This window comes from Allobosea sp. 05T433 (genome assembly GCF_056396065.1).
This window is the reverse complement of record NZ_JBFTKS010000020.1, coordinates 43883-62673: the sequence shown is the minus strand read 5'-3', so window position 1 is coordinate 62673 and position 18791 is coordinate 43883. Positions and strand designations below refer to the sequence as shown.

General features: G+C 63.8%; 23 protein-coding genes. 14 read left to right on the top strand and 9 right to left on the bottom strand.

The features are described 5' to 3' along the window. Positions 1-357 precede the first annotated feature (357 nt). On the bottom strand, positions 358-519 hold the full coding sequence (locus tag AC1DGP_RS24005; protein ID WP_476768423.1) for a hypothetical protein: 162 nt from the start codon (positions 517-519) through the stop codon (positions 358-360). 579 nt (positions 520-1098) lie between these two features. On the opposite strand from AC1DGP_RS24005, the gene AC1DGP_RS24000 reads away from it, so the two are divergent. After that, a complete protein-coding gene (locus AC1DGP_RS24000; RefSeq protein WP_476768422.1) occupies positions 1099-1317 on the top strand; it encodes a DUF4167 domain-containing protein in 219 nt (72 codons plus the stop codon). A 10-nt stretch (positions 1318-1327) separates the two neighbouring features. Here the strand turns inward: AC1DGP_RS24000 and AC1DGP_RS23995 are convergent, their stop codons facing one another. The 3 genes from AC1DGP_RS23995 to AC1DGP_RS23985 all read right to left on the bottom strand — a co-directional run bounded on the left by AC1DGP_RS23995 (position 1328) and on the right by AC1DGP_RS23985 (position 3516). After that, on the bottom strand, positions 1328-1498 hold the full coding sequence (locus AC1DGP_RS23995) for a DUF2934 domain-containing protein (protein ID WP_476768421.1): 171 nt from the start codon (positions 1496-1498) through the stop codon (positions 1328-1330). A gap of 162 nt (positions 1499-1660) precedes the next feature. Then, a complete protein-coding gene (locus AC1DGP_RS23990; protein ID WP_476768420.1) occupies positions 1661-2185 on the bottom strand; it encodes an L-2-amino-thiazoline-4-carboxylic acid hydrolase in 525 nt (174 codons plus the stop codon). Positions 2186-2511: 326 nt separating this feature from the next. Beyond that, complete coding sequence (locus tag AC1DGP_RS23985; RefSeq protein WP_441492477.1) at positions 2512-3516, bottom strand: SphA family protein; 1005 nt, start codon at positions 3514-3516, stop codon at positions 2512-2514. 201 nt (positions 3517-3717) lie between these two features. On the opposite strand from AC1DGP_RS23985, the gene AC1DGP_RS23980 reads away from it, so the two are divergent. Beyond that, complete coding sequence (locus tag AC1DGP_RS23980) at positions 3718-3996, top strand: hypothetical protein (RefSeq protein WP_476769460.1); 279 nt, start codon at positions 3718-3720, stop codon at positions 3994-3996. 114 nt (positions 3997-4110) lie between these two features. Here AC1DGP_RS23980 and AC1DGP_RS23975 read toward each other — a convergent pair whose 3' ends face one another. Beyond that, positions 4111-4416, bottom strand: a complete 306-nt coding sequence (locus AC1DGP_RS23975) for a hypothetical protein (RefSeq protein WP_476775522.1) — start codon at positions 4414-4416, stop codon at positions 4111-4113. 209 nt (positions 4417-4625) lie between these two features. Between AC1DGP_RS23975 and AC1DGP_RS23970 the strand changes: the two genes are divergently transcribed. Beyond that, the gene (locus AC1DGP_RS23970; protein WP_441492480.1) at positions 4626-4889 is read left to right on the top strand and encodes a hypothetical protein; all 264 of its coding nucleotides are present in this window, start codon (positions 4626-4628) and stop codon (positions 4887-4889) included. 120 nt (positions 4890-5009) lie between these two features. Further along, positions 5010-5315: a hypothetical protein gene (locus AC1DGP_RS23965; protein ID WP_084651267.1), complete on the top strand. Its 306-nt coding sequence runs from the start codon at positions 5010-5012 to the stop codon at positions 5313-5315. Between the two features lie 191 nt (positions 5316-5506). Here AC1DGP_RS23965 and AC1DGP_RS23960 read toward each other — a convergent pair whose 3' ends face one another. After that, complete coding sequence (locus tag AC1DGP_RS23960) at positions 5507-6109, bottom strand: hypothetical protein (protein ID WP_476832618.1); 603 nt, start codon at positions 6107-6109, stop codon at positions 5507-5509. Positions 6110-6301: 192 nt separating this feature from the next. Here AC1DGP_RS23960 and AC1DGP_RS23955 point away from each other — a divergent pair, with 192 nt between their 5' ends. From AC1DGP_RS23955 to AC1DGP_RS23940, 4 genes are all read left to right on the top strand, one after another. Continuing rightward, positions 6302-6571, top strand: coding sequence for a hypothetical protein (locus AC1DGP_RS23955; RefSeq protein ID WP_441492482.1), 270 nt, complete (start codon positions 6302-6304; stop codon positions 6569-6571). A 115-nt stretch (positions 6572-6686) separates the two neighbouring features. Then, positions 6687-7007: a polyhydroxyalkanoic acid system family protein gene (locus AC1DGP_RS23950; RefSeq protein ID WP_476769458.1), complete on the top strand. Its 321-nt coding sequence runs from the start codon at positions 6687-6689 to the stop codon at positions 7005-7007. A 216-nt stretch (positions 7008-7223) separates the two neighbouring features. Beyond that, positions 7224-8957 (top strand): YbaL family putative K(+) efflux transporter, encoded by a 1734-nt coding sequence (ybaL, locus tag AC1DGP_RS23945; protein ID WP_476775521.1) that lies wholly within the window; start codon positions 7224-7226, stop codon positions 8955-8957. Positions 8958-9237: 280 nt separating this feature from the next. Further along, positions 9238-10167, top strand: a complete 930-nt coding sequence (locus tag AC1DGP_RS23940) for a lipid kinase (RefSeq protein WP_441505760.1) — start codon at positions 9238-9240, stop codon at positions 10165-10167. 92 nt (positions 10168-10259) lie between these two features. On the opposite strand, the gene AC1DGP_RS23935 is transcribed toward AC1DGP_RS23940, so the two are convergent. Then, the gene (locus AC1DGP_RS23935; RefSeq protein ID WP_476775520.1) at positions 10260-10631 is read right to left on the bottom strand and encodes a YciI family protein; all 372 of its coding nucleotides are present in this window, start codon (positions 10629-10631) and stop codon (positions 10260-10262) included. 144 nt (positions 10632-10775) lie between these two features. Next, on the bottom strand, positions 10776-11660 hold the full coding sequence (locus AC1DGP_RS23930) for a LysR family transcriptional regulator (protein WP_476769455.1): 885 nt from the start codon (positions 11658-11660) through the stop codon (positions 10776-10778). A gap of 99 nt (positions 11661-11759) precedes the next feature. Between AC1DGP_RS23930 and AC1DGP_RS23925 the strand changes: the two genes are divergently transcribed. After that, a complete protein-coding gene (locus AC1DGP_RS23925) occupies positions 11760-12359 on the top strand; it encodes a GNAT family N-acetyltransferase (RefSeq protein WP_441505757.1) in 600 nt (199 codons plus the stop codon). After that, positions 12356-13528 (top strand): MFS transporter, encoded by a 1173-nt coding sequence (locus AC1DGP_RS23920; RefSeq protein WP_441505756.1) that lies wholly within the window; start codon positions 12356-12358, stop codon positions 13526-13528. The genes AC1DGP_RS23925 and AC1DGP_RS23920 overlap by 4 nt, the downstream gene beginning before the upstream one ends. Positions 13529-13558: 30 nt before the next feature. On the opposite strand, the gene AC1DGP_RS23915 is transcribed toward AC1DGP_RS23920, so the two are convergent. Continuing rightward, positions 13559-14188: a GntR family transcriptional regulator gene (locus AC1DGP_RS23915; RefSeq protein WP_441505755.1), complete on the bottom strand. Its 630-nt coding sequence runs from the start codon at positions 14186-14188 to the stop codon at positions 13559-13561. A gap of 192 nt (positions 14189-14380) precedes the next feature. Between AC1DGP_RS23915 and gabT the strand changes: the two genes are divergently transcribed. The 4 genes from gabT to AC1DGP_RS23895 are packed head-to-tail and all read left to right on the top strand — an operon-like array spanning position 14381 to position 18719. After that, the gene (gene gabT, locus AC1DGP_RS23910) at positions 14381-15736 is read left to right on the top strand and encodes a 4-aminobutyrate--2-oxoglutarate transaminase (RefSeq protein ID WP_441505754.1); all 1356 of its coding nucleotides are present in this window, start codon (positions 14381-14383) and stop codon (positions 15734-15736) included. 7 nt (positions 15737-15743) lie between these two features. Continuing rightward, positions 15744-16721, top strand: coding sequence for an aminopeptidase (locus tag AC1DGP_RS23905; protein ID WP_441505753.1), 978 nt, complete (start codon positions 15744-15746; stop codon positions 16719-16721). Further along, positions 16718-17494 carry an enoyl-CoA hydratase/isomerase family protein gene (locus tag AC1DGP_RS23900; protein ID WP_476769452.1) on the top strand — a complete coding sequence of 259 codons (777 nt, stop codon included), beginning with the start codon at positions 16718-16720 and terminating at the stop codon, positions 17492-17494. Before AC1DGP_RS23905 ends, AC1DGP_RS23900 begins: the two co-directional genes overlap by 4 nt. Positions 17495-17519: 25 nt before the next feature. After that, positions 17520-18719 carry a CaiB/BaiF CoA transferase family protein gene (locus AC1DGP_RS23895; RefSeq protein WP_441505751.1) on the top strand — a complete coding sequence of 400 codons (1200 nt, stop codon included), beginning with the start codon at positions 17520-17522 and terminating at the stop codon, positions 18717-18719. Positions 18720-18791 lie beyond the last annotated feature (72 nt).

The following is an 18791-nucleotide window of genomic DNA, read 5'->3' as shown; positions in this document are numbered from 1 at the left end:
GCATAAAGTCTAGCTGTCGGCCTCCCGAAGCGTGTGGAATCGTATGGTCAGCCGGGAGAGAGCGCAGGGCTAGTAATAATCTCGGGGGAACGCCGTTCTGCGGGAGGAGGCTGCTGTTCGGGAGGGCGGCAGCCTCTTTCCACAGGGCGGACATCGCTTTTCCCCTTCGGCTTCAGTCGCGGCAACTCCTGACACAGTCTTCGGCGAATCTGTATGATCGGGCGCGGGGGCTTGAACGGTGTGCAAGGTCAAGGGCGAGAGCCAGACGGCATCGTCTGCCAACGGGGCCTGACAATTGGTGTCCCGCGCCCATGCGATCTGCGCCATCTGTCCTGTTGGGAGTCGAAGCTCGGCGCATCATTTCGGATTGCCGGTCGGTCCTGAGCGGCGGCGGACAAGCAGGAGAGACTGTGCTGCAAGCTGCAGGGCTTCGTCCGCCCGGCGCTGCCATCGACGCGCGCCGATGATATCTCCGAGCAGAAGCCCACTCATGAAGGCGAGGATGAGCCATCCGATCATGTTGGGTCTCTCCCCGGGAGGAGGGGCCATGATGCTGGCGGCGCTTGTTCCCCGGCAAGCGACGAAGGTCCTGGCTTTTTGAGCGACGCCCCGCCGTGGCGCGCAGGGGCGTCGCATCCGACCGTTGGTGCGGATGATGGCCCTGGCTTCCTGAAAGGCGACGCCGGTTGCTCGATCAGCAATTGGACAACCTGAATTCGCCACATTGTTCCGCTAACAGTGCCGGGTCGACTTAGAAATGCTCGGCTTGGCTCATGTCTCCTGAGAGAGCACGGAGCCTCAACCCGTATCCCTTCGACGATTGATCGCTGCCTCGATGCAGCGCGCCCGTCGCATGCATTTCGCTCGACGATTCTCCAACACGAATGCCTTGCGGCCTCGCCGCGTGGCCAATGGACCTACATGCACAACAACATTGAAACGAAGCCTGTTGAGGCGCGTGCGCGCCCCGAGATCTTGAGGAAGAATGCCATCGTCCCGCTCAGGGCAGATCCGAACTGGAAGCCCGAACCCTGTGGCCTCAGCCGTGAGGAGCTCCGCAAGATCGTGGCTGAGATCCTAGGTTAGGGAGAAGCAACGATGCCTCGCACCTACTCCATCCCGTCGCGCCCGCGTCCATATCGCGTGCCGCAGTCCGGGCGCGCCGAACAGGCGCCGCTCCAGGGCGCGCGGCAGCACTATGAGCGTGCCCTGAAACTTGGTGATGCCGAAGCCTTGGCCGGTCATCGCATCGAGGCCGAGCGCTATTATCAGCTGGCCGAGCACTATCTGCGATCCGGCAGCGGTCGAGCCGCGTGAGAGCGGGTCTCTAGCGCGGTATCACCGTCTTGTGTCCACCGGCTTCGTGGTTGCGGAAAGCCCAAATGACTTTGGCCGCTTCCCAATGTTCGCGATCGCGGCCGTCCGGCTGGCCTTGCTCCATCCAGAGGGCATAGGCAATTTTGCGGATTTCCCGCTGGGCACTGTCCTTGCTGGCCATCTCTCGCTCCCTTCGCCAGTCACAACCGGATGAAACCGCGCGTTCGCTCCGGCGTTCCCCTGCCGCGACAATCTGGCTCGACCCCAGGGCCCAGGCTCGAGCCGCATCCTTTCTTGCGGCGGTCCGTGCCGGTGAAGCGGGGTCGCAGGAACGCGGTGCCGCTCACTCCGGGGCGGTGTCGAGCTTGTCCGAGAAACGATACTTGAAATCGCAGTGCGAAGCGCCCTCCATCACGGTCTGGCTGCGCTCCAGCGAGATCCGTGGGTCGTAACCCGTGCAAAAGACTCCGTCGCGATTGCACGAGAGCAGATGGCCGATATGGCCGAGGCCCATCTCCCGATAGGTCTCAGCATAGCGGCACCGTTTGACGTTGTAGTGAAATTCCGCGTCGGTGGCCTTGATGACCTCGATCGTCAGCGCATCGTCCTGCGTCCAGAGATCCTGGAGTTCCTGGAAGGTGCGCAGTGTCGTCCCTCCCGGTGTCTTGGCGGCAAAGGCCTTGCCGGTCTCAACGGCGGCCCGCCTGATCGCCGTGTCGAGAATGGATTGTGCCAACTCTTCGCCCAGCTTTTCACGCATGACCTCGTAGATCGGCGCGATGATTCCGGCCTCGATCTTGCGACGTGCGAGAATTCCGATCTCGCCATCGATCGCAGTGCGCGAACCGGCCTCAGAGTCCTTGTCCATCATGGTATTCCCCTGGATTGCCCGGCGTCGGCATCGCGCTGGCACGACGAGGCCCGCTGCCGTCGGATGATGTCATGCGAGGCCGGCCCGACCGCCGCAAATGATAGCGTCGCATCTTGGCTCGATGGACGGAAATGACAAGATTCCCTGCAGGCAGCCGGCACGGCAGCCTGGCATGCCGGTGACACCGGCCAGCGTCAGCGCGTGGCTTTGTGGCAGCCTTCGTGGAGCGAGAGCGGAGTCTTGATGGGGACGCTGCGTCCGCGACCTTGGCCGGCAAAGTTCGGTATCGCCGGTCGGACCAGGTTCTTGGCCGGGGTGTGGGGTCAGTGCTTGACGATGGTCGGCTTGGGCGCTGCCGGAGCCGCCTGTCCCCCGAGCGGGAAGGCGACTGTGAAGAGCCCGATCGTACCGCGCGGGCGGTTCTCGACCCCCACCTCGCGAAGGACCTTCAATCGCGTCGAGATCGGGAGGCCACCAACCTCGAAATTATAACCGATGGTTCCGCCGATCGCCGTGGTCCGACCCTTGAACGGGCCCAGCGAGGCGCCGCTGCCGCCATCCCCGCTCACCTGCTGGTAATGGCCGACCTGCACGCCGATGGAAAAGTCCTTGCTCAGGTACTGGCTGATCGAAAGATCGGCGTGAAAGGCGTTGCCGCTGTTGTAGTCGGTGGCAGTGTTCGTGCCGTTGATCTCGAATCCGGCTGCGGCCGAGACTTCCAGCCCCGTGGTCGTGTTGAGATAGGTCACGGCGCCGTAGAGGTCGCCAATCCAGCGATTGAGCGCGACATTCGACAGCTGGCCGTCCTGATAGGCGCCGGCGGGAATGTTGACGGCAACACCGGTCGTCCAGTGGAAATTGCCGGAATGCCAGCCGATGAAGCTGGTGACGACGGGATCGCCGATGTTGAAGGTGGCGTCGCGCTGGCTGAAGGCGAAAGCTCGCCCCAGGCGCGGGGCGGCAATTAGGGCTCCGGCGCTGACTCTCGGAATGCCGAAGGGCAAGGTCACGGCGAAGCCGAGATTGCCGCCCAGGACCTCGAGCGGAGTCACCCAGGTCGGTGTCAGGAAATCGACCCGCGCCTCGACCTTGACGTCGCTGAGGACGGCCCCGCCGAGCTGGAGACGGCGGGAGCCCGGCAAGCTGCCGGAATAGCTGTAGAAATCATTCTGAAAATAGAAGCCCGGCGGCGGCACCAGGCCCGACAGAGCCCCGCGCAAGCCCGGGATATAAAGACTAGCGCCGCCTTCGGTCGCAAATGCCGGGCCCGCTGCCAGGCCGGCGAAGGCGCAGATTGCGGCACCGATTTTCAAAACGTGCCGCCGCATCGATTCGGTCCCCACATCGTGATGGAGGGAAGCTGGGCCGGCCTCGGTTTCATCGTCAAGCGAAGAGTTTCGGTGCAGAGACAGAAGACTGGCGAAGGTTTTCGAGTGTGGTGTTTACGACCCGGTAAGACGCAGACGATGTTATGCTGGGGGTGCAAGACGGGTGCCCAGACCGAAGAGGCTCCAATCCATGACTGTCTCATGAGCAGAGTTCTGTTGAGCGGCCTTGCGGCAGCGACAATCGTCGCTGCACTGTCGTCGCGCGCCGAGGCTTTCTGGGAGCGCTCCCAGATCATGGCCTGTGCGGAAGCCCAGTCCGAAGCAGAGCGGATCAGGCGGCAATGCTGGATTTTCGCTCCTGTGCCGGAGTTTCCGGCGCCGGTGCTGTCCGGGTACCGGTATGTGCCTTATGAGAAACGCTCCGGGCGCGCGCGTGGTCCCTGGCCGAATGGCGAGAAGGTCATCCGGCGCCTCGGCTAGGTCTTTCCTGAACCGAACGAGCGTTTGCCGCGGCGTTTCCTATTGTCGTGCTGCCGCGAAGGAACGAACGAAACCCGACGCAATCCGAGCCTCGGGCCGATCCCCAGGCGGGTCTCAGCACTTATAGACTGTGCCGGCGGTGCTGGGTCCCTTCCAGGTATGGGCTGCGACCGGTGAGACCACATGTGTCCCGCCGGCTTCGGCGGCACGGATCTTCAGCCTGGCAAGGGCACTGTCGCGGGCGCTGTCGATCAGCAGCGTCTGATTGATGGTCGAATCGCCATTGATCTCCGCGATCTGCTTGCAGGCTTGAACGATTTCCTTGTTCTCCGTCACGACGACTGCGTTGGAGCGCGAGTTCGGAACGGCGCAGGCGGCGAGTGCGAGCGTCGACAGGAGCAGTATCGGGCGCAGTAGCATCGGGGTCTTTCCTGAAGGCCTGTGTGTGGCCATATCACATTTCGCACGATCAGCCGCCTGGCTGCAATTTCGGGAAACAGGCCGCCGCGGACGATCGCATTGAACCGCGGACGCAGGTGTTCTATCCCGGGGCCGCTTTCACTCAGGTCGCTTCAAGAGCCGCAGGCCCATCGCGCCGCAGCCGGCGACCTTTCGCATAAGGATCGACCATGGCCCGCAAGAAATCCAAACCGCTCGATGCCGAGTTCGTCATGTTCGACATCGTCTATTCCGATGGCTCGCGCTCGTCGAACCGGCGGGTTCCCTCCGACCTGCTCGGCGGGCTCGATGGTGACGAGCCGGCGCGCGAGGCCATCATGGAACAGGACCAGATCATCGCGGAGAAGTCCGGCAGGCCGGCTCTCGCGATCACCTCGCTGACCCGTTCCGGAAAGGCCGCCCCGGAAAAGCCGGCGCAGAAAGCCCGCCGCTAGCACGCGTAACCGCGACGCCACACATGCGGAAACCTTAATATCTCGTCTGCCTTGACGGTTGCCGTAGCGATAGTTTTCATGCGAATTGGCGGTCTTGGGTGGCTGAAAAAGGATATATTGATGCGTTCTCTTATTGTCGTGGGGCTTCTGGCCGCGGGGCTGGCCGGCTGCCAGACTGCACAGGAATCGATGGCCGACGCAGAAATCACCTGCGAAGCTCAGGGCTTCCGTCCGGGCACGCGCGCTTATCAGCAGTGCCGTTCTGCCAATTATGTCGAGAACCGCCGTGCATCGAATGAGACCGCCAGTGCGGTGACCGCCGGCGTTGCCGCGGGCGTCGTCGGCGGCGCAATTGTCGGTGCCGCAGCGTCTCGCCCCTATTACGGTCGCGGCTATTACTATGGCCGTCCCGGCTACTGGTGGTGACATTCCATTTCCGGGAGGCTTCGGCCTCCCGGTTTTTGTTTGAAGCGCGCACTGGTTGGTTGACCGGCTGCAGGTCTCCCCGATCACTTTTTAAGATCACCGGACTGGATCTCGAAATCCGTCCAATGATTTCACTTCTCTGTTTGCATCGGCTTGCCCGAAGGCCGCGATCCACCTCTCGGGCCGATGCTCTAGCGTTTCGTGCTGCGGCGTCGCACCGGAGCCGGCGCTGGCTCGCTCGATGACGTCAGCAGCGAGCCGAGCACATAGACCGCGATGCCAATGCCGAGCAACGCTGCGAGCGGCTCCTTCTCCGTCCGTTTCGCCAGCAGGCGGCCGCCATCACGGGCATAATCCTGGGCGATATTGCCTGACGATTGCAGCCAGCTTTCGCCGGCCTTCATCGAATCTCTCCCCGCCTTGATCATGTCGTCTCCGCCATAATCGGAGAAGAGCCGGCGCAGGCGCCCGTAGTCGGGCTCCCATTGCGGTCGTGCGGGTCGCATGCTCGCCCAGGCGATCAAGCCGACGCTGAGGGCGCCGAGGCCGAAGGCGACGACCGGATGGCGTTGGATGGCGCGCAGGGCAACCTCGCCCTTTTCCTGGGCGTAATGCCCTGCCTCGCCGGGATCGACATCGCGGATCGCGTCCTTGGCGCGATCATAGCCATCCTTGACGGTCCCAGCGAGATCGGCCGCCTTGGCGCGGATCGTATTGCCGGCACGCTTGGCCTCATCCTCTGCCTCGTCCCAATCCTTCGGCATGTCGGGCGGAAACGCATTGTTGGTCGCCATCGCGGACACTCCAGTCTCTCGTTTCGGGTGTGCAAACTGAACGATGCTGTAGCGACAGAGTTCCGTCAGCGTTCACGGAAATGTGCCGAGCCTGCCGGCTAAGGCTTGTTGAGGCCGACTTCCGGTCACGAGGGTGCCCAGATTGGATGCGAGGTCGTCACCATCCGATCGGGATCGACTAAGGAGATGATCATGGAAACACAGCACCTTCAGATGCAGTGCAACCCCATCATGACCGACCCGGAATGGATTGCCCTTGAAAGCCTCGACGAGGAGACCAAGCACTTCATCTTCGACGATGCCGTGTTGCTGTCGCTGCGGCAGCGGGGACTCGTGGAGCCGGCCGATGGCCTGTGGCGTGTCACTGCGCGCGGCCACCGGGCTCTGAGCGAGCGCAACTATTGGTGGCTCGCGCATACCCAGGCCTCGCGCTCGCTCTGCTCCAGCGCGTTCTCGGGGTGAGCGGAAGCCCTTTCGGCCAAAACCCGGTCTCATGGCCATCATTGGCCGGGTGTGCCTCTGGATATCGCGCGGCGATACATCACATGACAGTCAGTCGTCCTGATTGAAGAGCGCCATGGCCAAGCCTGTCAGCATCACCGTTTCTCATGACCTCGGACGCGAGGCCGCCCTGGACCGGCTGCGCAGCGGCATCGACCGCATCCGCGACAAGCTCGGCATGGTGAAGATGCAGCTGGTCGAGGAGAACTGGGACGGGGATGCCGTCCAGTTCGGCGTCGCCGCACTCGGCTATACCGTCAGGGGCAAGCTCGAGGTCGAGGAGACGCTTGTCCGCATCGAGGTGATGTTGCCCTGGGTGCTCGCGGTCTTCGCCGAGAAGCTCGAGCTCGGCGTCGAGAAGCAGGGACAGGTCCTGCTCGAGAAGCCACGCTCCTGATCACAGGTGGCGGGCGCTGCCGGAACGCTTCGCGTTCGTAAAGTTTCCGTTCACCATCAGGCTGCTGCAGTGACCCATTGCGACAATTCGCCGGGCACGATCGGCAATATTATTGCTGCCTGAAGCGAGAGGGGCGGCGCGCTGCGGTTGAAATTCCACCTTCCGCCCGCCATGGTCTGACAACCCCTTTTCATCACTCACCGCTCCGGGAGACCAATGCATCACGGCCCGCTGATCGCCATCCTTGTCGCGGGCCTCGGCCTTGCTTTCGTCTTCGGGGCGCTTGCCCAGAAATTCCGCTTCCCTCCTCTCGTCGGTTATTTGCTCGCAGGCGTCGCGGTCGGGCCCTTCACCCCGGGGTTCGTCGCGGATCAGGGGCTTGCCAATCAGCTGGCCGAAATCGGCGTCATCCTGCTGATGTTCGGCGTCGGCCTGCATTTCTCGCTGAAGGACCTGCTTTCCGTCAAAGCCGTTGCCGTGCCCGGCGCCATCGTTCAGATCGGCGTCGCGACCTTGCTGGGCCTCGGCCTCGGCTTGCTGCTGGGCTGGACATGGGTCGCAGGCGTGGTCTTCGGCCTCGCTTTGTCGGTGGCGAGTACGGTCGTGCTGTTGCGGGCGCTCCAGGAGCGTCGCCTCGTCCAGACCGAGAAGGGCAAGATCGCGGTCGGCTGGCTGATCGTCGAGGATCTCGCCATGGTCCTCGCGCTGGTCCTGATTCCGGCGGTCGCTGATGCGCTGAACGGCGCGCGGCCGGGTGCGCCGAGCCCGCTTGCGGCCCAGTTCGATCTGGGGCTGTGGGGCGTGCTCGGGCTGACCCTCGCCAAGGTCATCGCCTTCGTCGCGTTCATGCTCATCGTCGGTCGTCGCGTCATTCCCTGGTGCCTGCACTGGGTCGCCCATACCGGCTCTCGCGAGCTGTTCCGGCTGGCGGTGCTCGCTGTCGCTCTCGGTGTCGCCTTCCTGGCAGCCAGCCTGTTCGGTGTCTCGTTCGCACTTGGTGCCTTCTTCGCGGGCATGATCTTGAGCGAGTCACCGCTCAGCCAGCGCGCTGCGGAGGAATCCCTGCCGCTGCGCGATGCCTTCGCGGTGCTGTTCTTCGTCTCGGTCGGCATGTTGTTCGATCCGGGGATTCTGCTGCGCGCGCCGGGCCCGCTGCTCGCGACGCTCGCGATCATCCTGGTCGGAAAATCGGTGGCGGCCTGGCTGATCGTGCGCGCCTTTGGCCGGTCGAATGCCGTGGCGCTGACGATCTCGGCCAGCCTGGCGCAGATCGGCGAGTTCTCCTTCATCCTGGCCGGGCTTGGCGTTTCGCTCGCGATCCTGCCGGAGCAGGGGCGCGACCTGATCCTGGCCGGCGCCATCCTGTCGATCCTGCTCAACCCGGTCCTGTTCGCGATCGTCGAGAAGATCAGCGCGGAGACGCAGCCGGCGAAGCCGAAGCCGAGCGTGGCGGCGCCCGCGCCGGCGCCTGAGCCCGAACGGGATATCGTGCCGACCTCGCTTTCCCAACACATGATCGTCGTCGGTTACGGTCGTGTCGGCTCATTGCTGGGGGCCGGGCTGCTCGCGCATGGCGAGAAGCTGCTGGTGATCGAGGACCAGTCCGATGCGATCGAAACCGCCAGGCGCGATGGGGCCGAGATCATCGTCGGGAATGCGGCTGATCCCGAAGTCCTTTCGGCTGCGGGTGTGGCGCGGGCCAAACGGCTCTTCGTGGCGATTCCGCAGAGCTTCGAGGCCGGCCAGGTTTGCATGCAGGCCCGACGCGACAACCCGACGCTGCCGATCGTCGCCCGCGCGCATTCGGATGCGGAGGTCGAGCACCTGACCAAATGCGGTGCGACGCTGACGATCATGGGTGAGGCCGAGATCGCGCGTGCCATGCTGGCGCTGTGCGTGAGACTGGGGTCGGCGCCAACCGAGCCGCCGCCGCCGGCAGAAGCAGCCTGAGGTTTCCGCTGGACCCCACGATATCCGCGATTGCCGGAAGGCGCCTTCGTAGGTCTCGGTGGAAGCGAGTTCTTTCGGATTGAGCCGGGCGGCCCAATGCCTCACGCCCGTTCGCGAGTGTGCTCAGGTGGGCTCGGTTTCCGATTTCGGCGCATCGGGAAACCGGTCCGTCCGATCAGGGCATACCCCGGTCGGACCGCCGGAGACGGGGCCTTGCGGTTGAAATCGGCGGGCAGCTTCCCCACCTGCCTTGCCCGATGTCCTGCCAACCCAAGAGCCGATGAGCCAATTGATCCAGAAGCGCGCGCTGCTGCTGCGCAATCCCAAGGCGCGGCGTGGCCAGGAGTCGATCACGCCCCTCCTCGAGCGGCTGGAAGGCGGCGGGCTCACCGTAAGCGTTGAAACCTTCGAGGCATTGCCCGAGATCGCCCGCGATATCGTACGCCTGCGCCACATGGCGGATCTCGTCATCGTTTGCGGTGGCGATGGTTCGGTGTCCTCTGCGGCGCTCGCGGCGATGGAAAGCGGCCTGCCGCTGGGCATCATCCCGATGGGCACGGCCAATGACCTGGCTCGAACGCTCGACATCCCGATGGACCTGCTGGCAGCCGCCGATGTGATCGCGCGTGGCGAAACGCGCCCGGTCGATGTCGGCACGGTCAATGGCCACGCCTTCTTCAATGTCGCGAGCATCGGGCTGAGCAGCGAGCTCGCGCAAAGTCTCGACCCGGTGCTGAAGCGGCGTTTCGGAAGGCTGGGTTACGCGCTGGCCGCCATGAAGGTCATGACCCGGGCGTCCAGGTTCAGCGCGACCATCACCGAGAAGGGGCGGGCGATCGACGTCGAGACCTATCAGATCGCGGTCGGCAACGGGCGGCACTATGGCGGTGGCAATGTGGTGCAGGAGAATGCCGAGATCGATGACGGGCATCTCGACCTCTACAGCCTGGAGATGACGAACCTCTGGAAGCTGGCATTGATGCTGCGTTCATTCCGCTCGGGAACTCATGGTGCGTGGCGCGAGGTTCGCACTGCGAAATGCGTCGAGTTCGACATCGAGACGAAGAGGCCCATGCCGATCAACACTGACGGCGAGATCGTCACTGCAACGCCGGCCCATTTCAAGGTTCATCCCAAGGCCATCTCGATCTTTGCGCCGGCCTCCGCCACGCATTTGGCAATGGCGCGCCCTTCCTTGTATCACCGTTGACGAGGCGCTTTGGCGTGGCAGGGCTGCCTGGCAACATGGCCGCGATGCTGGGCGGACGGTAAAGCCGAGCCTCGCGACCTGCTCCGCTACCGTCAGGCAGGCACAGTGTCTGCCGCGGGCATCGCGGCCTTCATATCCATCCACGCCAGCTCGAGGACATGGCCGTCCGGATCCTCGAAGGCGCGGTTATACAAGAAGCCCAGGTCAATCGGGTCACGAACCTCGATCACATAGATGCCGAGCAACTGTTCCTTTGTCTCGGCAAAGGGACCGTCGGTGACGAGTGTCCCGCTCTTGCGCACGCTTGTCGCGGTATTGGTGGGCATCCGCCGAACCACCGGCCTGAACGTCCGGCCCGATTTGTCGTGTACGGCAATCAACCGGTCGACGACGACCGCTTCCTCCTCGCGCGACCAGGCGGTCGTGATATCCTCGTCATGGTAGCACAGCACGGTGTAAAGCATCTGCAGACCTGCCTTCGGTTCAAGGACGAAGCTTGAGCCCCCGTGCCGACATGTGGTGCCAGAATTTTGCCGGGTGGCCTGCCACCTGAAAAGATCGCGCTTGCCACGAACTCGCAGTGTCCCGAAACGCGCTGCCGGGATCGTTCAGACGGACAGCTTGCCCAACGCGCGGATCGTTTCCATGAGGCCCTTGTGCAGTTTCTTGTCGCGCCGGACGACGATCGCCAGCGTGCGCTTGAGGTTCGGGGTCAGGCTCCTCACCGCGACGCCGGATGGTGCTCGGTGGCCTGCGACGGCCATGCCTGGCAGGACGGCACAGCCCAGCCCTGCACCGACGAGTTCCTTGATGGCTTCGACGCTCCCCAGCGACATGATCGGCCTGAGCGTCACCCCAGACTGAGAGAGCCACGCATCGGCAATGCTGCGCGTCCTCCCGCCGGGCTCGAACAGAATCACGGGCCGTCCGGCGAGCCAGGCCGGGTCGACCTTGGCGGGAAGCGGCATGTCCTGCGGCGCGATGAGCACGAACTCGTCGTCGAGCACCGGGGTCACGTCCAGCATGCGGCCCGCTGCAGGCAACGTCACCAGTGCGATATCGATCGCGTTCTCCTCGATGGCCTTGAGAAAATCGGTCGTGTTGCCGGTGGTGACCGTGATCTCGAGCGTCGGGAATTTCCGGCGGAGTTCCTTCAGCACCGGTGGCAGCAGATAGATGCAGGCCGTTGCGCCTGTTCCGAGCCTGACACGTCCCATCGCGCCCTTGCCATGCCGTGCCATGGCTTCGGTCGCGCTGCCGACCAGGCGGCCGATCTGGTGCGCATAGCCCAGGAGTTCATCACCTGCCGGGGTTGTCTGGCATTTGCGGCCGATCCGTTCGATCAGCGTCACTCCCAGACGCCGCTCCAGCTGGCGCAACTGCAAGCTGACCGCGGGCTGCGAGAGCCCTCGGCGTTCGGCCGCAGCGGTGAAGCTGCTCAGCTCCACGACGTCGACGAAGGCCTGTAACTGATCGAGACTGAGATTGGACACCCAAAGAATATCTCATGCTCCGTATAATGAGGCAAATCTTCCCTAATGACGGAGGGAGGCGTAGCCAGGGTGCCAGGATCCACCTTCGAAGAGCGAAACATGCCCAGCCTGGCGGAATGCCCATCACAGCCATCGGCCATCTCGTCGTCCAGGGTCGCAATCCGCGCGGCGCAAGAGCGCGACCTCGAGACCATCCAGGAGATTTATGCGCACCATGTTCTGCATGGGCTCGCCAGTTTCGAGACCGTTCCGCCTTCGCTCGACGAGTTGGCGGCCAGGCGCGCCGCTGTCCTCGATCTCGGCCTGCCCTTCCTGGTTGCGGAAATCGACGCGGCGGTCGTCGGCTACTGCTATGCGACGTGCTACCGGCCCCGGCCCGCCTATCGTTATACGGTGGAGGATTCCGTCTATGTCGCGCCGGGAATGGCAGGGCGCGGCATCGGGAGCCGGCTCCTGGCCGCCCTCATCGACCACTGCGAGAGGGGCCCCTGGCGCCAGATGGTGGCCGTCATAGGCAATAGCGACAATCGTGGTTCGATCGCCTTGCACGGCAGGCTCGGCTTCGAACCGGTCGGCACGTTTCGGGCAATCGGCTTCAAGCTGGGAGGGTGGCTGGACACGGTGCTGATGCAAAGGGCGTTGGGCCAGGGAGCCCATACGCCACCAGATGACGGTTCGTATCCATCGGCCTCGGCATGATGCGCCCCTGGGCGGTCTTCAATCTCGGTCTCACGCAGCTCATCTCGTGGGGGGTGACGTATTACCTGATCGGCGCGTTCGGCAATCTGATCGTCGCGGATACGGGCTGGTCGCGAGAGGCGGTCTACGGAGGGTATTCGCTTGCCCTCCTGGTGATGGGGCTGAGCTCTGCGCCGATTGGCGCACTGATCGATCGAAGGGGAGGGCGCTCCGTCATGATCGGGGGAGCGTGGCTCAATGCGCTCGGCTGCCTCTTGCTCGCGCTGGGAGGCAATCTCGCGCTCTACTTCACGGCCTGGTTCATGCTCGGTCTGGGCATGCGCATGTCGCTCTACGACGCTGCCTTCGCCACCCTGGCGCGGTTGCTGGGTAGCGACGCGCGCCGCCCGATATCCCAGATCACGCTCCTGGGAGGCCTGGCCTCGACGGTCTTCTGGCCGATCGGCAGTGCTCTTGCGGAAACCCTGGGCTGGCGGGGAGCCGTGTTCGCCTATGCGGCGATTTCTCTGCTGGCGATCCCGCTGCTGATCACATTGCCCGTCCCCTCGCGGCCGATCAGGTCGTCCTCCCGGTCCAGTACCGGCCGCATCGAAACCCCGCGTCGGAAGATTTGGGCGGCAGGCCTGTTTGCCTTGATCGTGACGCTGGCGAACTTCCTGAATTCGGCGATGTCGGCGCACATGATTGCGATGATGGTCGGCCTCGGGTTGAGCGCGTCGACTGCAATCATGGCCGCGAGCTTCCGTGGGATCGGCCAGTCGGCGGCGCGCCTCTGCGAGGTCCTGTTCGGAGCCCGGGTCGATCCCATTGCTCTCAACCTCTTTGCCACCGTCGTCCTGCTCGTCAGTTTCGTCGCTGGCTTCCTGGCGGTGTCGACTTGGCAGGCTGCGCTTGTCTTCGCCTTCATGTATGGCGCCGGCAACGGCTTGCTGACGATCACGCGGGGAACCGTGCCGCTCATCCTGTTCGATCCGGCGAGCTATGGACGCTTCGTCGGGACACTCGTGGCCCCGAGCTTCCTGCTATCGGCCACGGCGCCGATCGCCTATGCGGCCACGATCACGCGCTACGGCGACGCGGGTGCGCTCCTGCTGTCGGCCGCGGTCGCAACCGTCGGGGCCTTCGCAGCGCTCGCCTTGTTCGTTCTCGGCCATGTGCGAGCACCCTGACCTGGGCGAAGCCGGGCCGCCGGCGTTTCGCTAAAGGACGTAATCCTTGTAACGCTCGATGTATTCGCGCGCGCTCCGGTTTAGTTCTCTGATGCGCATCTCGGCGTCGTCGGCGTCGCCTCGGATGATCGCTGCCAGTACGGCCCGATATTGAAGTATGCCCGCCTGGGCACGGCCGGGAAGGAGCGCCACCCGACGGATCGTGACACGGGTGCGGTCGTAGATGCGCTCGAGCAGATCGGTGAGGACCGGGTTGCGCGCGGCTTCGGTTATGCGGGTTCGAAACGTCTCGATTGCCTCGACATGGCGGTCGATATCGCCTGCCTTCAGGCTTTCCTCGAATGACGGGCCGAACAATTCGCTGATGTCGTCCCAATCGCCCCTTTTCGAGTTCAGGGTCGCCAGCCGAACGGCGAGGCCGTCGAGCGCTTCCCGTACCTCGTAGAGGCGATATGTGGTCTCCATATCAACCGCGGAGACGATTGCACCCTTGTTGGGTTCTCGTGTGATCAGGCTGCGGTCTTCCAGCGTCGCCAGCACCTCGCGCGCCTTAGCTCGCGGCAAATCATAGGCCTGGGCCAGATCCTCTTCCGGAATGCGGCTGCCAGGGCTGATCGCCCGCGAGGAAATTTTCCTGCGCATGTCGGCGATGGCGCCCACGACAGTCGCCGCCTTTCTCTTTTGCCTAGGCATTCTGCAACCTCACGGTGTCGGTTCCCTTCGATAGAGCGGCTGAACAGATAGATCAATCGTCTCGACAACAGATTGTACAATCGATTGCAAGATAGTTGACACACGAAAATGTACACGCTTAACTCCACTCATGGCGATTGCCGCCGGGGAGGGAGCCGCATGAGGCTGAATCAAGAATTGGCCGTTCCGGGCCCTGAGTGCGCATCGTTGCTCGACAGGCGGAATGCCGCCGTGGCGCGTGGCGTCGCGAATGGCCCGCCGGTCTTTGCTTCACACGCCTCCGGCGCGAAGCTGACGGATGTCGACGGCAATGCGTTCCTGGATTTCGCGGGCGGAATCGGCACGCTGAACGTGGGGCACGCGCACCCGGACGTAGTGCAGGCGGTGAAGGCCCAGGCCGACCAGTTCCTGCATACCTGCTTCAATATCGTTATGTATCCCGGCTATGTCGATCTGGCCGAGAAGCTCATCGAACTCGTTCCCGGTTCATGGCCGAAGAAGGTCATGCTCCAGACGACCGGCGCGGAGGCGGTCGAAAACGCCATCAAGGTGGCGCGCAGCGCGACGGGGCGCCAGGCTGTCATTGCTTTCGAAGGAGCCTTCCATGGCCGTACCTTCATGGCTCTGTCGCTCACCGCGAAGGCGCCGGCCTATAAGAGCGGGTTCGGGCCCCTGGCGTCGGAGATCTACCGCGCGCCGTTCCCGGTCCTCTATCGTTCCGGCCATGAAAGCGAAGAGGCTTGCAGCGCGGCCGCCTTCGCCGAGTTTGCTCGGCTGGTCGAAATGGAGGTCTCTCCCGACGCCGTCGCTGCAGTGATCATCGAGCCGCTTCAGGGCGAGGGCGGCTTTCATGCTGCGCCTGCGCCCTTCCTGAGGCAGCTCCGCGAATACTGCACGCGGCACGGTATCGTGCTCATTGCCGACGAGATCCAGTCCGGTTTCTGTCGGACGGGCGAGTGGTTCGCGACGCAGCATGCCGGCATCGAGGCCGACCTTTACACACTCGCCAAATCGATGGGCGGCGGGCTGCCGATCGCCGCGTTAGTCGGACGCGCCGAGCTGATGGATGCGCCCCGTGTCGGCGGTCTGGGCGGGACCTATGGAGGCAATCCTCTTTCCTGCGCCGCCGCCCTGGCCACGATCGCGGTGATGGAACGGGATGATTATCAGGAGAAGGCCCGCCGCATCGGTGCGGTCGTCGAGGATCGTTTCTCCGGCTGGGCGCAGCAATATGCGATCGTCGGCGATGCGCGTGGCCTCGGGGCGATGCGAGCCATCGAGATCGTCCGGGATCGCAAATCTCACGCGCCGGCCGGCGATCTGGCGGCTCAGATCGTCGAAGAGTGCTATCGCAATGGTCTGATCCTGGTGAAGGCTGGCTTCCACGGCAACGTCATTCGCTTCCTTGGGCCGCTCTCGCTGGAGGCGGAGGAGTTGGAGCGCGGCCTCGGCATTCTCGGCGATGCGGTCGCCGCCGCAGACCGGCGCGCCAGCCCGCTGGCAATGAGCGCCTGAGATCGACATGAACACGCTTCTCAAGCTCAAAAATGCGCGCAAGGTCGTGAAACTGCTCGGCAATGCCGGGTCGGACAGCCAGGTTCTGGTCCTTTACGACCTCTTCACCGATCATAATGTCGAGGCGCTGGCGATCGCCCTGTCCGAAGCCGGCGCGGGCGTGCACCTCATGCAGATCGAGGGCTCGTCGAGACATGGGCGGCAGCTCTCCGAGATCACCGCGCAAGCCATGAAGGCGTCGGATCTCGTCATCGGACTGACCCGCGCCAATATCGCACACACACAGGCGCGTCAGGAGGCCACGCGCGCCGGTGTGGGAGTCATCGTTCTGCCCGAGTCGCATCAAGGCGATTTCTTCCTGGCAGAGGGTTGGGAGGCGGATTTCGTGGCCTTGCGGCCGCAGATCGAATGTCTGGCCGATGCCTTCACCCAGGCCGGCACTGCCCGTGTCACCAGTCCCGACGGGACGAACGTGACCATGAGCATCGCCGGGCGACGTGGTCGCGCCCTTCATGGCTTCGCCAACACGGTCGACATCTCCGCAGGCTACTGTCTCGAGGCTAGCCTGGCGCCGGTGGAGGGAACGGCCGAGGGCGTCATTGTCGTCAACGCCAGCATTCCAGGCGTGAGCCTGATCCGTGACGAGCCCGTCCGCATCCACATGGAGAAGGGCATGGCGGTCGCGATCGAAGGCGGAGCCGAGGCCCGGATGTTCAGCGACCTCCTGAAGAGCTTCAACGATCCGCTGGTCTATAATCTCGGTGAACTCGGCGTCGGCATGAATCCGAACTGCGTTCTCGACGGCACCATGCTGTCCGATGAGAGCGTTTACGGCTCGATCCAGCTTGCCCTCGGCACCAGCGCCTATATCGGCGGCACAGTAAAGGCCGCTGCCCACTACGACACCATCCTCACCGACGCCACGCTCGAGCTGGATGGACGCGCCGTCCTTCGCGGCAGGGACCTGCTGCTGGAGTACGTATGATGGGCATCGAGGTTTCGCGCGACGGGACAGGCGTGGTGACGGTCCTGCTCAACCGTCCCGAGAAGCGCAACGCTTTCACCATGGAGATGTACCAGGCGTTCGGCGCAGCCTTCTCCCAGCTTGAGAGTGATGACGCGGTCCGCTGCGTCGTCGTCAGGGGCGCCGGCGGGCATTTTTGTGCCGGGAGTGACATTGGCGGCTTCGGGGATGATCGCGACGGGCGCCAGCAAGCCCGCGACTATGCCGACTTCACGCTTGCGATGACGGACCGGCTCAAGAACCTGCGTCACCCGACTGTCGCCTGCATCGAAGGCGCTTGTGTCGGGGGCGGCCTGGAGATCGCCTCGATGTGCGACATCCGGATCGCGGCGTGCTCGGCCCGGTTCGGAGTGCCGATCAACCGCATTGGCATCACGCTGGACTACCGCGAGCTTGAGGACATCGTCGCCGTCATCGGCCATTCCGCGGCGCTCGAAATCCTGCTGGAAGGTCGAATCTTCGGAGCCGAGGAGGCTCTGTCGAAAGGACTCGTGACCCGGCTTGCCGATGATGATGCCGTCGCCGCCGAGGCCTATGGCGCCGCAGAGCGGATCGCCGGCGCGGCGCCTCTGGTCAATCGCTGGCACAAGAAATTCATCCAGCGCCTGCGGCAGGGCGGGACGCTGACGCCGGAGGAAAGTGACGAAGCCTATGCCTGCTTCGACACCGAGGATTACCGGCTGGGCCGAGCGGCGTTCGGACAGAAGATCAAGCCGGCTTTTGTCGGGCGCTGACAAGAAGATGACAGGTAAAATTCCGATGAGCAGCCGTCCGTCGCCAATCTCCGGCATGAAGGTCCTCGATCTCTCCCAGATCATGGCGGGTCCTTACTGCACCATGGTCCTGGCCGATCTCGGTGCCGAGGTGATCAAGGTCGAGAAGCCCGTCACCGGCGACGATTCCCGTGAGATGGGCCCCTATGTGAACGGCGAGTCGACTTGCTTCGCGCAGATCAACCGGAACAAGGAGGGTATCTCCCTCAACCTGAAGGATCCGCAGGCGCGCGATATCCTTTACGACATGGTTCGCTGGGCCGATGTGGTGGTGGAGAACTACCGGGTCGGCGTGACGAAGTCCCTCGGGGTCGACTACGAGACGCTGAGCAAGATCAATCCGCGCCTGATTTACTGCTCGGTGTCCGGCTACGGCCAGACGGGGCCTTATTCCGGGAAGGGCGGCTTCGACCTGGTCGCCCAGGGCCTGACCGGCATCATGAGCATGACCGGCGAACCCGACGGCCGACCCCTCAAATCCGGTATCGCGATTTATGATGTTGGCGCGGGTCTCACGGCCGCCTATTCGATCATCGCGGCCCATGTCCATCAGCTTAAGACCGGCGAGGGCCAGCACATCGACATCTCCCTCGCCGAATGCGGTCTGCCCTGGTTCATCTGGGAGGCTGCCGCCTATTTCGCCGAGGGTACGGTGGCAAAGGCGACGGGCAGCCGCCACCGCGTTTCGGCGCCGTACCAGGCACTGCGCACCGGCGACGGCTTCATCATCATCGGAGCCGCGAACCAGCGGACGTGGGAGAAGCTCTGCCGGGATGTGATCGGCCGTCCGGAACTGATCACCGACCCGCGATTTGTGACCAATATGGACCGGCTCGAGAACATCAAGGCGCTCGAGCCCCTGCTCGAAGAGGCTTTCGCCTCCGCCGATGCTGCGACCTGGATCGCGCGCTGCGAGGCGGCCAGTGTCCCATGTGGTCCGATTAACGACTTCGGACAGGCGATGAATGACCCGCATTACATCGCTCGCGGCATGATCGAGGAGATCGACCATCCCAAGCTCGGTGCCATGCGGATGATCGGGATTCCGACCAAATTCTCGAAGACGCCAGGTGCAATCAGGAAGCCGGCCCCACTGCTCGGAGAGGATACCGACAGGGTCCTGCGTCGGTTCGGCATTTCGGATGACCAGATCGCGAGCCTACGAGGCCGCGGCGCCGTTCAATAGACCGTCACTCGGGGGCGGAAAGCCGCCCCCAACCGTCCAAGAATAACGGCAAAAGCCAACATAGGGGAACGA

Excerpts from the sequence above, each read along its gene's own strand:
- AC1DGP_RS23970 (WP_441492480.1), top strand. The coding sequence starts at position 4,626 with ATGGCCCGCAAGAAATCCAAACCGCTCGATGCCGAGTTCGTCATGTTC.
- AC1DGP_RS23965 (WP_084651267.1), top strand. The coding sequence starts at position 5,010 with ATGCGTTCTCTTATTGTCGTGGGGCTTCTGGCCGCGGGGCTGGCCGGC.
- AC1DGP_RS23960 (WP_476832618.1), bottom strand. The coding sequence starts at position 6,109 with ATGGCGACCAACAATGCGTTTCCGCCCGACATGCCGAAGGATTGGGAC.
- AC1DGP_RS23985 (WP_441492477.1), bottom strand. The coding sequence starts at position 3,516 with ATGCGGCGGCACGTTTTGAAAATCGGTGCCGCAATCTGCGCCTTCGCC.
- AC1DGP_RS23920 (WP_441505756.1), top strand. The coding sequence starts at position 12,356 with ATGATGCGCCCCTGGGCGGTCTTCAATCTCGGTCTCACGCAGCTCATC.
- AC1DGP_RS23895 (WP_441505751.1), top strand. The coding sequence starts at position 17,520 with ATGAGCAGCCGTCCGTCGCCAATCTCCGGCATGAAGGTCCTCGATCTC.
- AC1DGP_RS23995 (WP_476768421.1), bottom strand. The coding sequence starts at position 1,498 with ATGGCCAGCAAGGACAGTGCCCAGCGGGAAATCCGCAAAATTGCCTAT.
- AC1DGP_RS23940 (WP_441505760.1), top strand. The coding sequence starts at position 9,238 with ATGAGCCAATTGATCCAGAAGCGCGCGCTGCTGCTGCGCAATCCCAAG.
- AC1DGP_RS23955 (WP_441492482.1), top strand. The coding sequence starts at position 6,302 with ATGGAAACACAGCACCTTCAGATGCAGTGCAACCCCATCATGACCGAC.
- AC1DGP_RS23925 (WP_441505757.1), top strand. The coding sequence starts at position 11,760 with ATGCCCAGCCTGGCGGAATGCCCATCACAGCCATCGGCCATCTCGTCG.
- AC1DGP_RS23950 (WP_476769458.1), top strand. The coding sequence starts at position 6,687 with ATGGCCAAGCCTGTCAGCATCACCGTTTCTCATGACCTCGGACGCGAG.
- AC1DGP_RS23975 (WP_476775522.1), bottom strand. The coding sequence starts at position 4,416 with ATGCTACTGCGCCCGATACTGCTCCTGTCGACGCTCGCACTCGCCGCC.
- AC1DGP_RS23990 (WP_476768420.1), bottom strand. The coding sequence starts at position 2,185 with ATGGACAAGGACTCTGAGGCCGGTTCGCGCACTGCGATCGATGGCGAG.
- AC1DGP_RS24000 (WP_476768422.1), top strand. The coding sequence starts at position 1,099 with ATGCCTCGCACCTACTCCATCCCGTCGCGCCCGCGTCCATATCGCGTG.
- ybaL (WP_476775521.1), top strand. The coding sequence starts at position 7,224 with ATGCATCACGGCCCGCTGATCGCCATCCTTGTCGCGGGCCTCGGCCTT.
- AC1DGP_RS23980 (WP_476769460.1), top strand. The coding sequence starts at position 3,718 with ATGAGCAGAGTTCTGTTGAGCGGCCTTGCGGCAGCGACAATCGTCGCT.
- gabT (WP_441505754.1), top strand. The coding sequence starts at position 14,381 with ATGAGGCTGAATCAAGAATTGGCCGTTCCGGGCCCTGAGTGCGCATCG.
- AC1DGP_RS24005 (WP_476768423.1), bottom strand. The coding sequence starts at position 519 with ATGATCGGATGGCTCATCCTCGCCTTCATGAGTGGGCTTCTGCTCGGA.
- AC1DGP_RS23905 (WP_441505753.1), top strand. The coding sequence starts at position 15,744 with ATGAACACGCTTCTCAAGCTCAAAAATGCGCGCAAGGTCGTGAAACTG.
- AC1DGP_RS23900 (WP_476769452.1), top strand. The coding sequence starts at position 16,718 with ATGATGGGCATCGAGGTTTCGCGCGACGGGACAGGCGTGGTGACGGTC.
- AC1DGP_RS23935 (WP_476775520.1), bottom strand. The coding sequence starts at position 10,631 with ATGCTTTACACCGTGCTGTGCTACCATGACGAGGATATCACGACCGCC.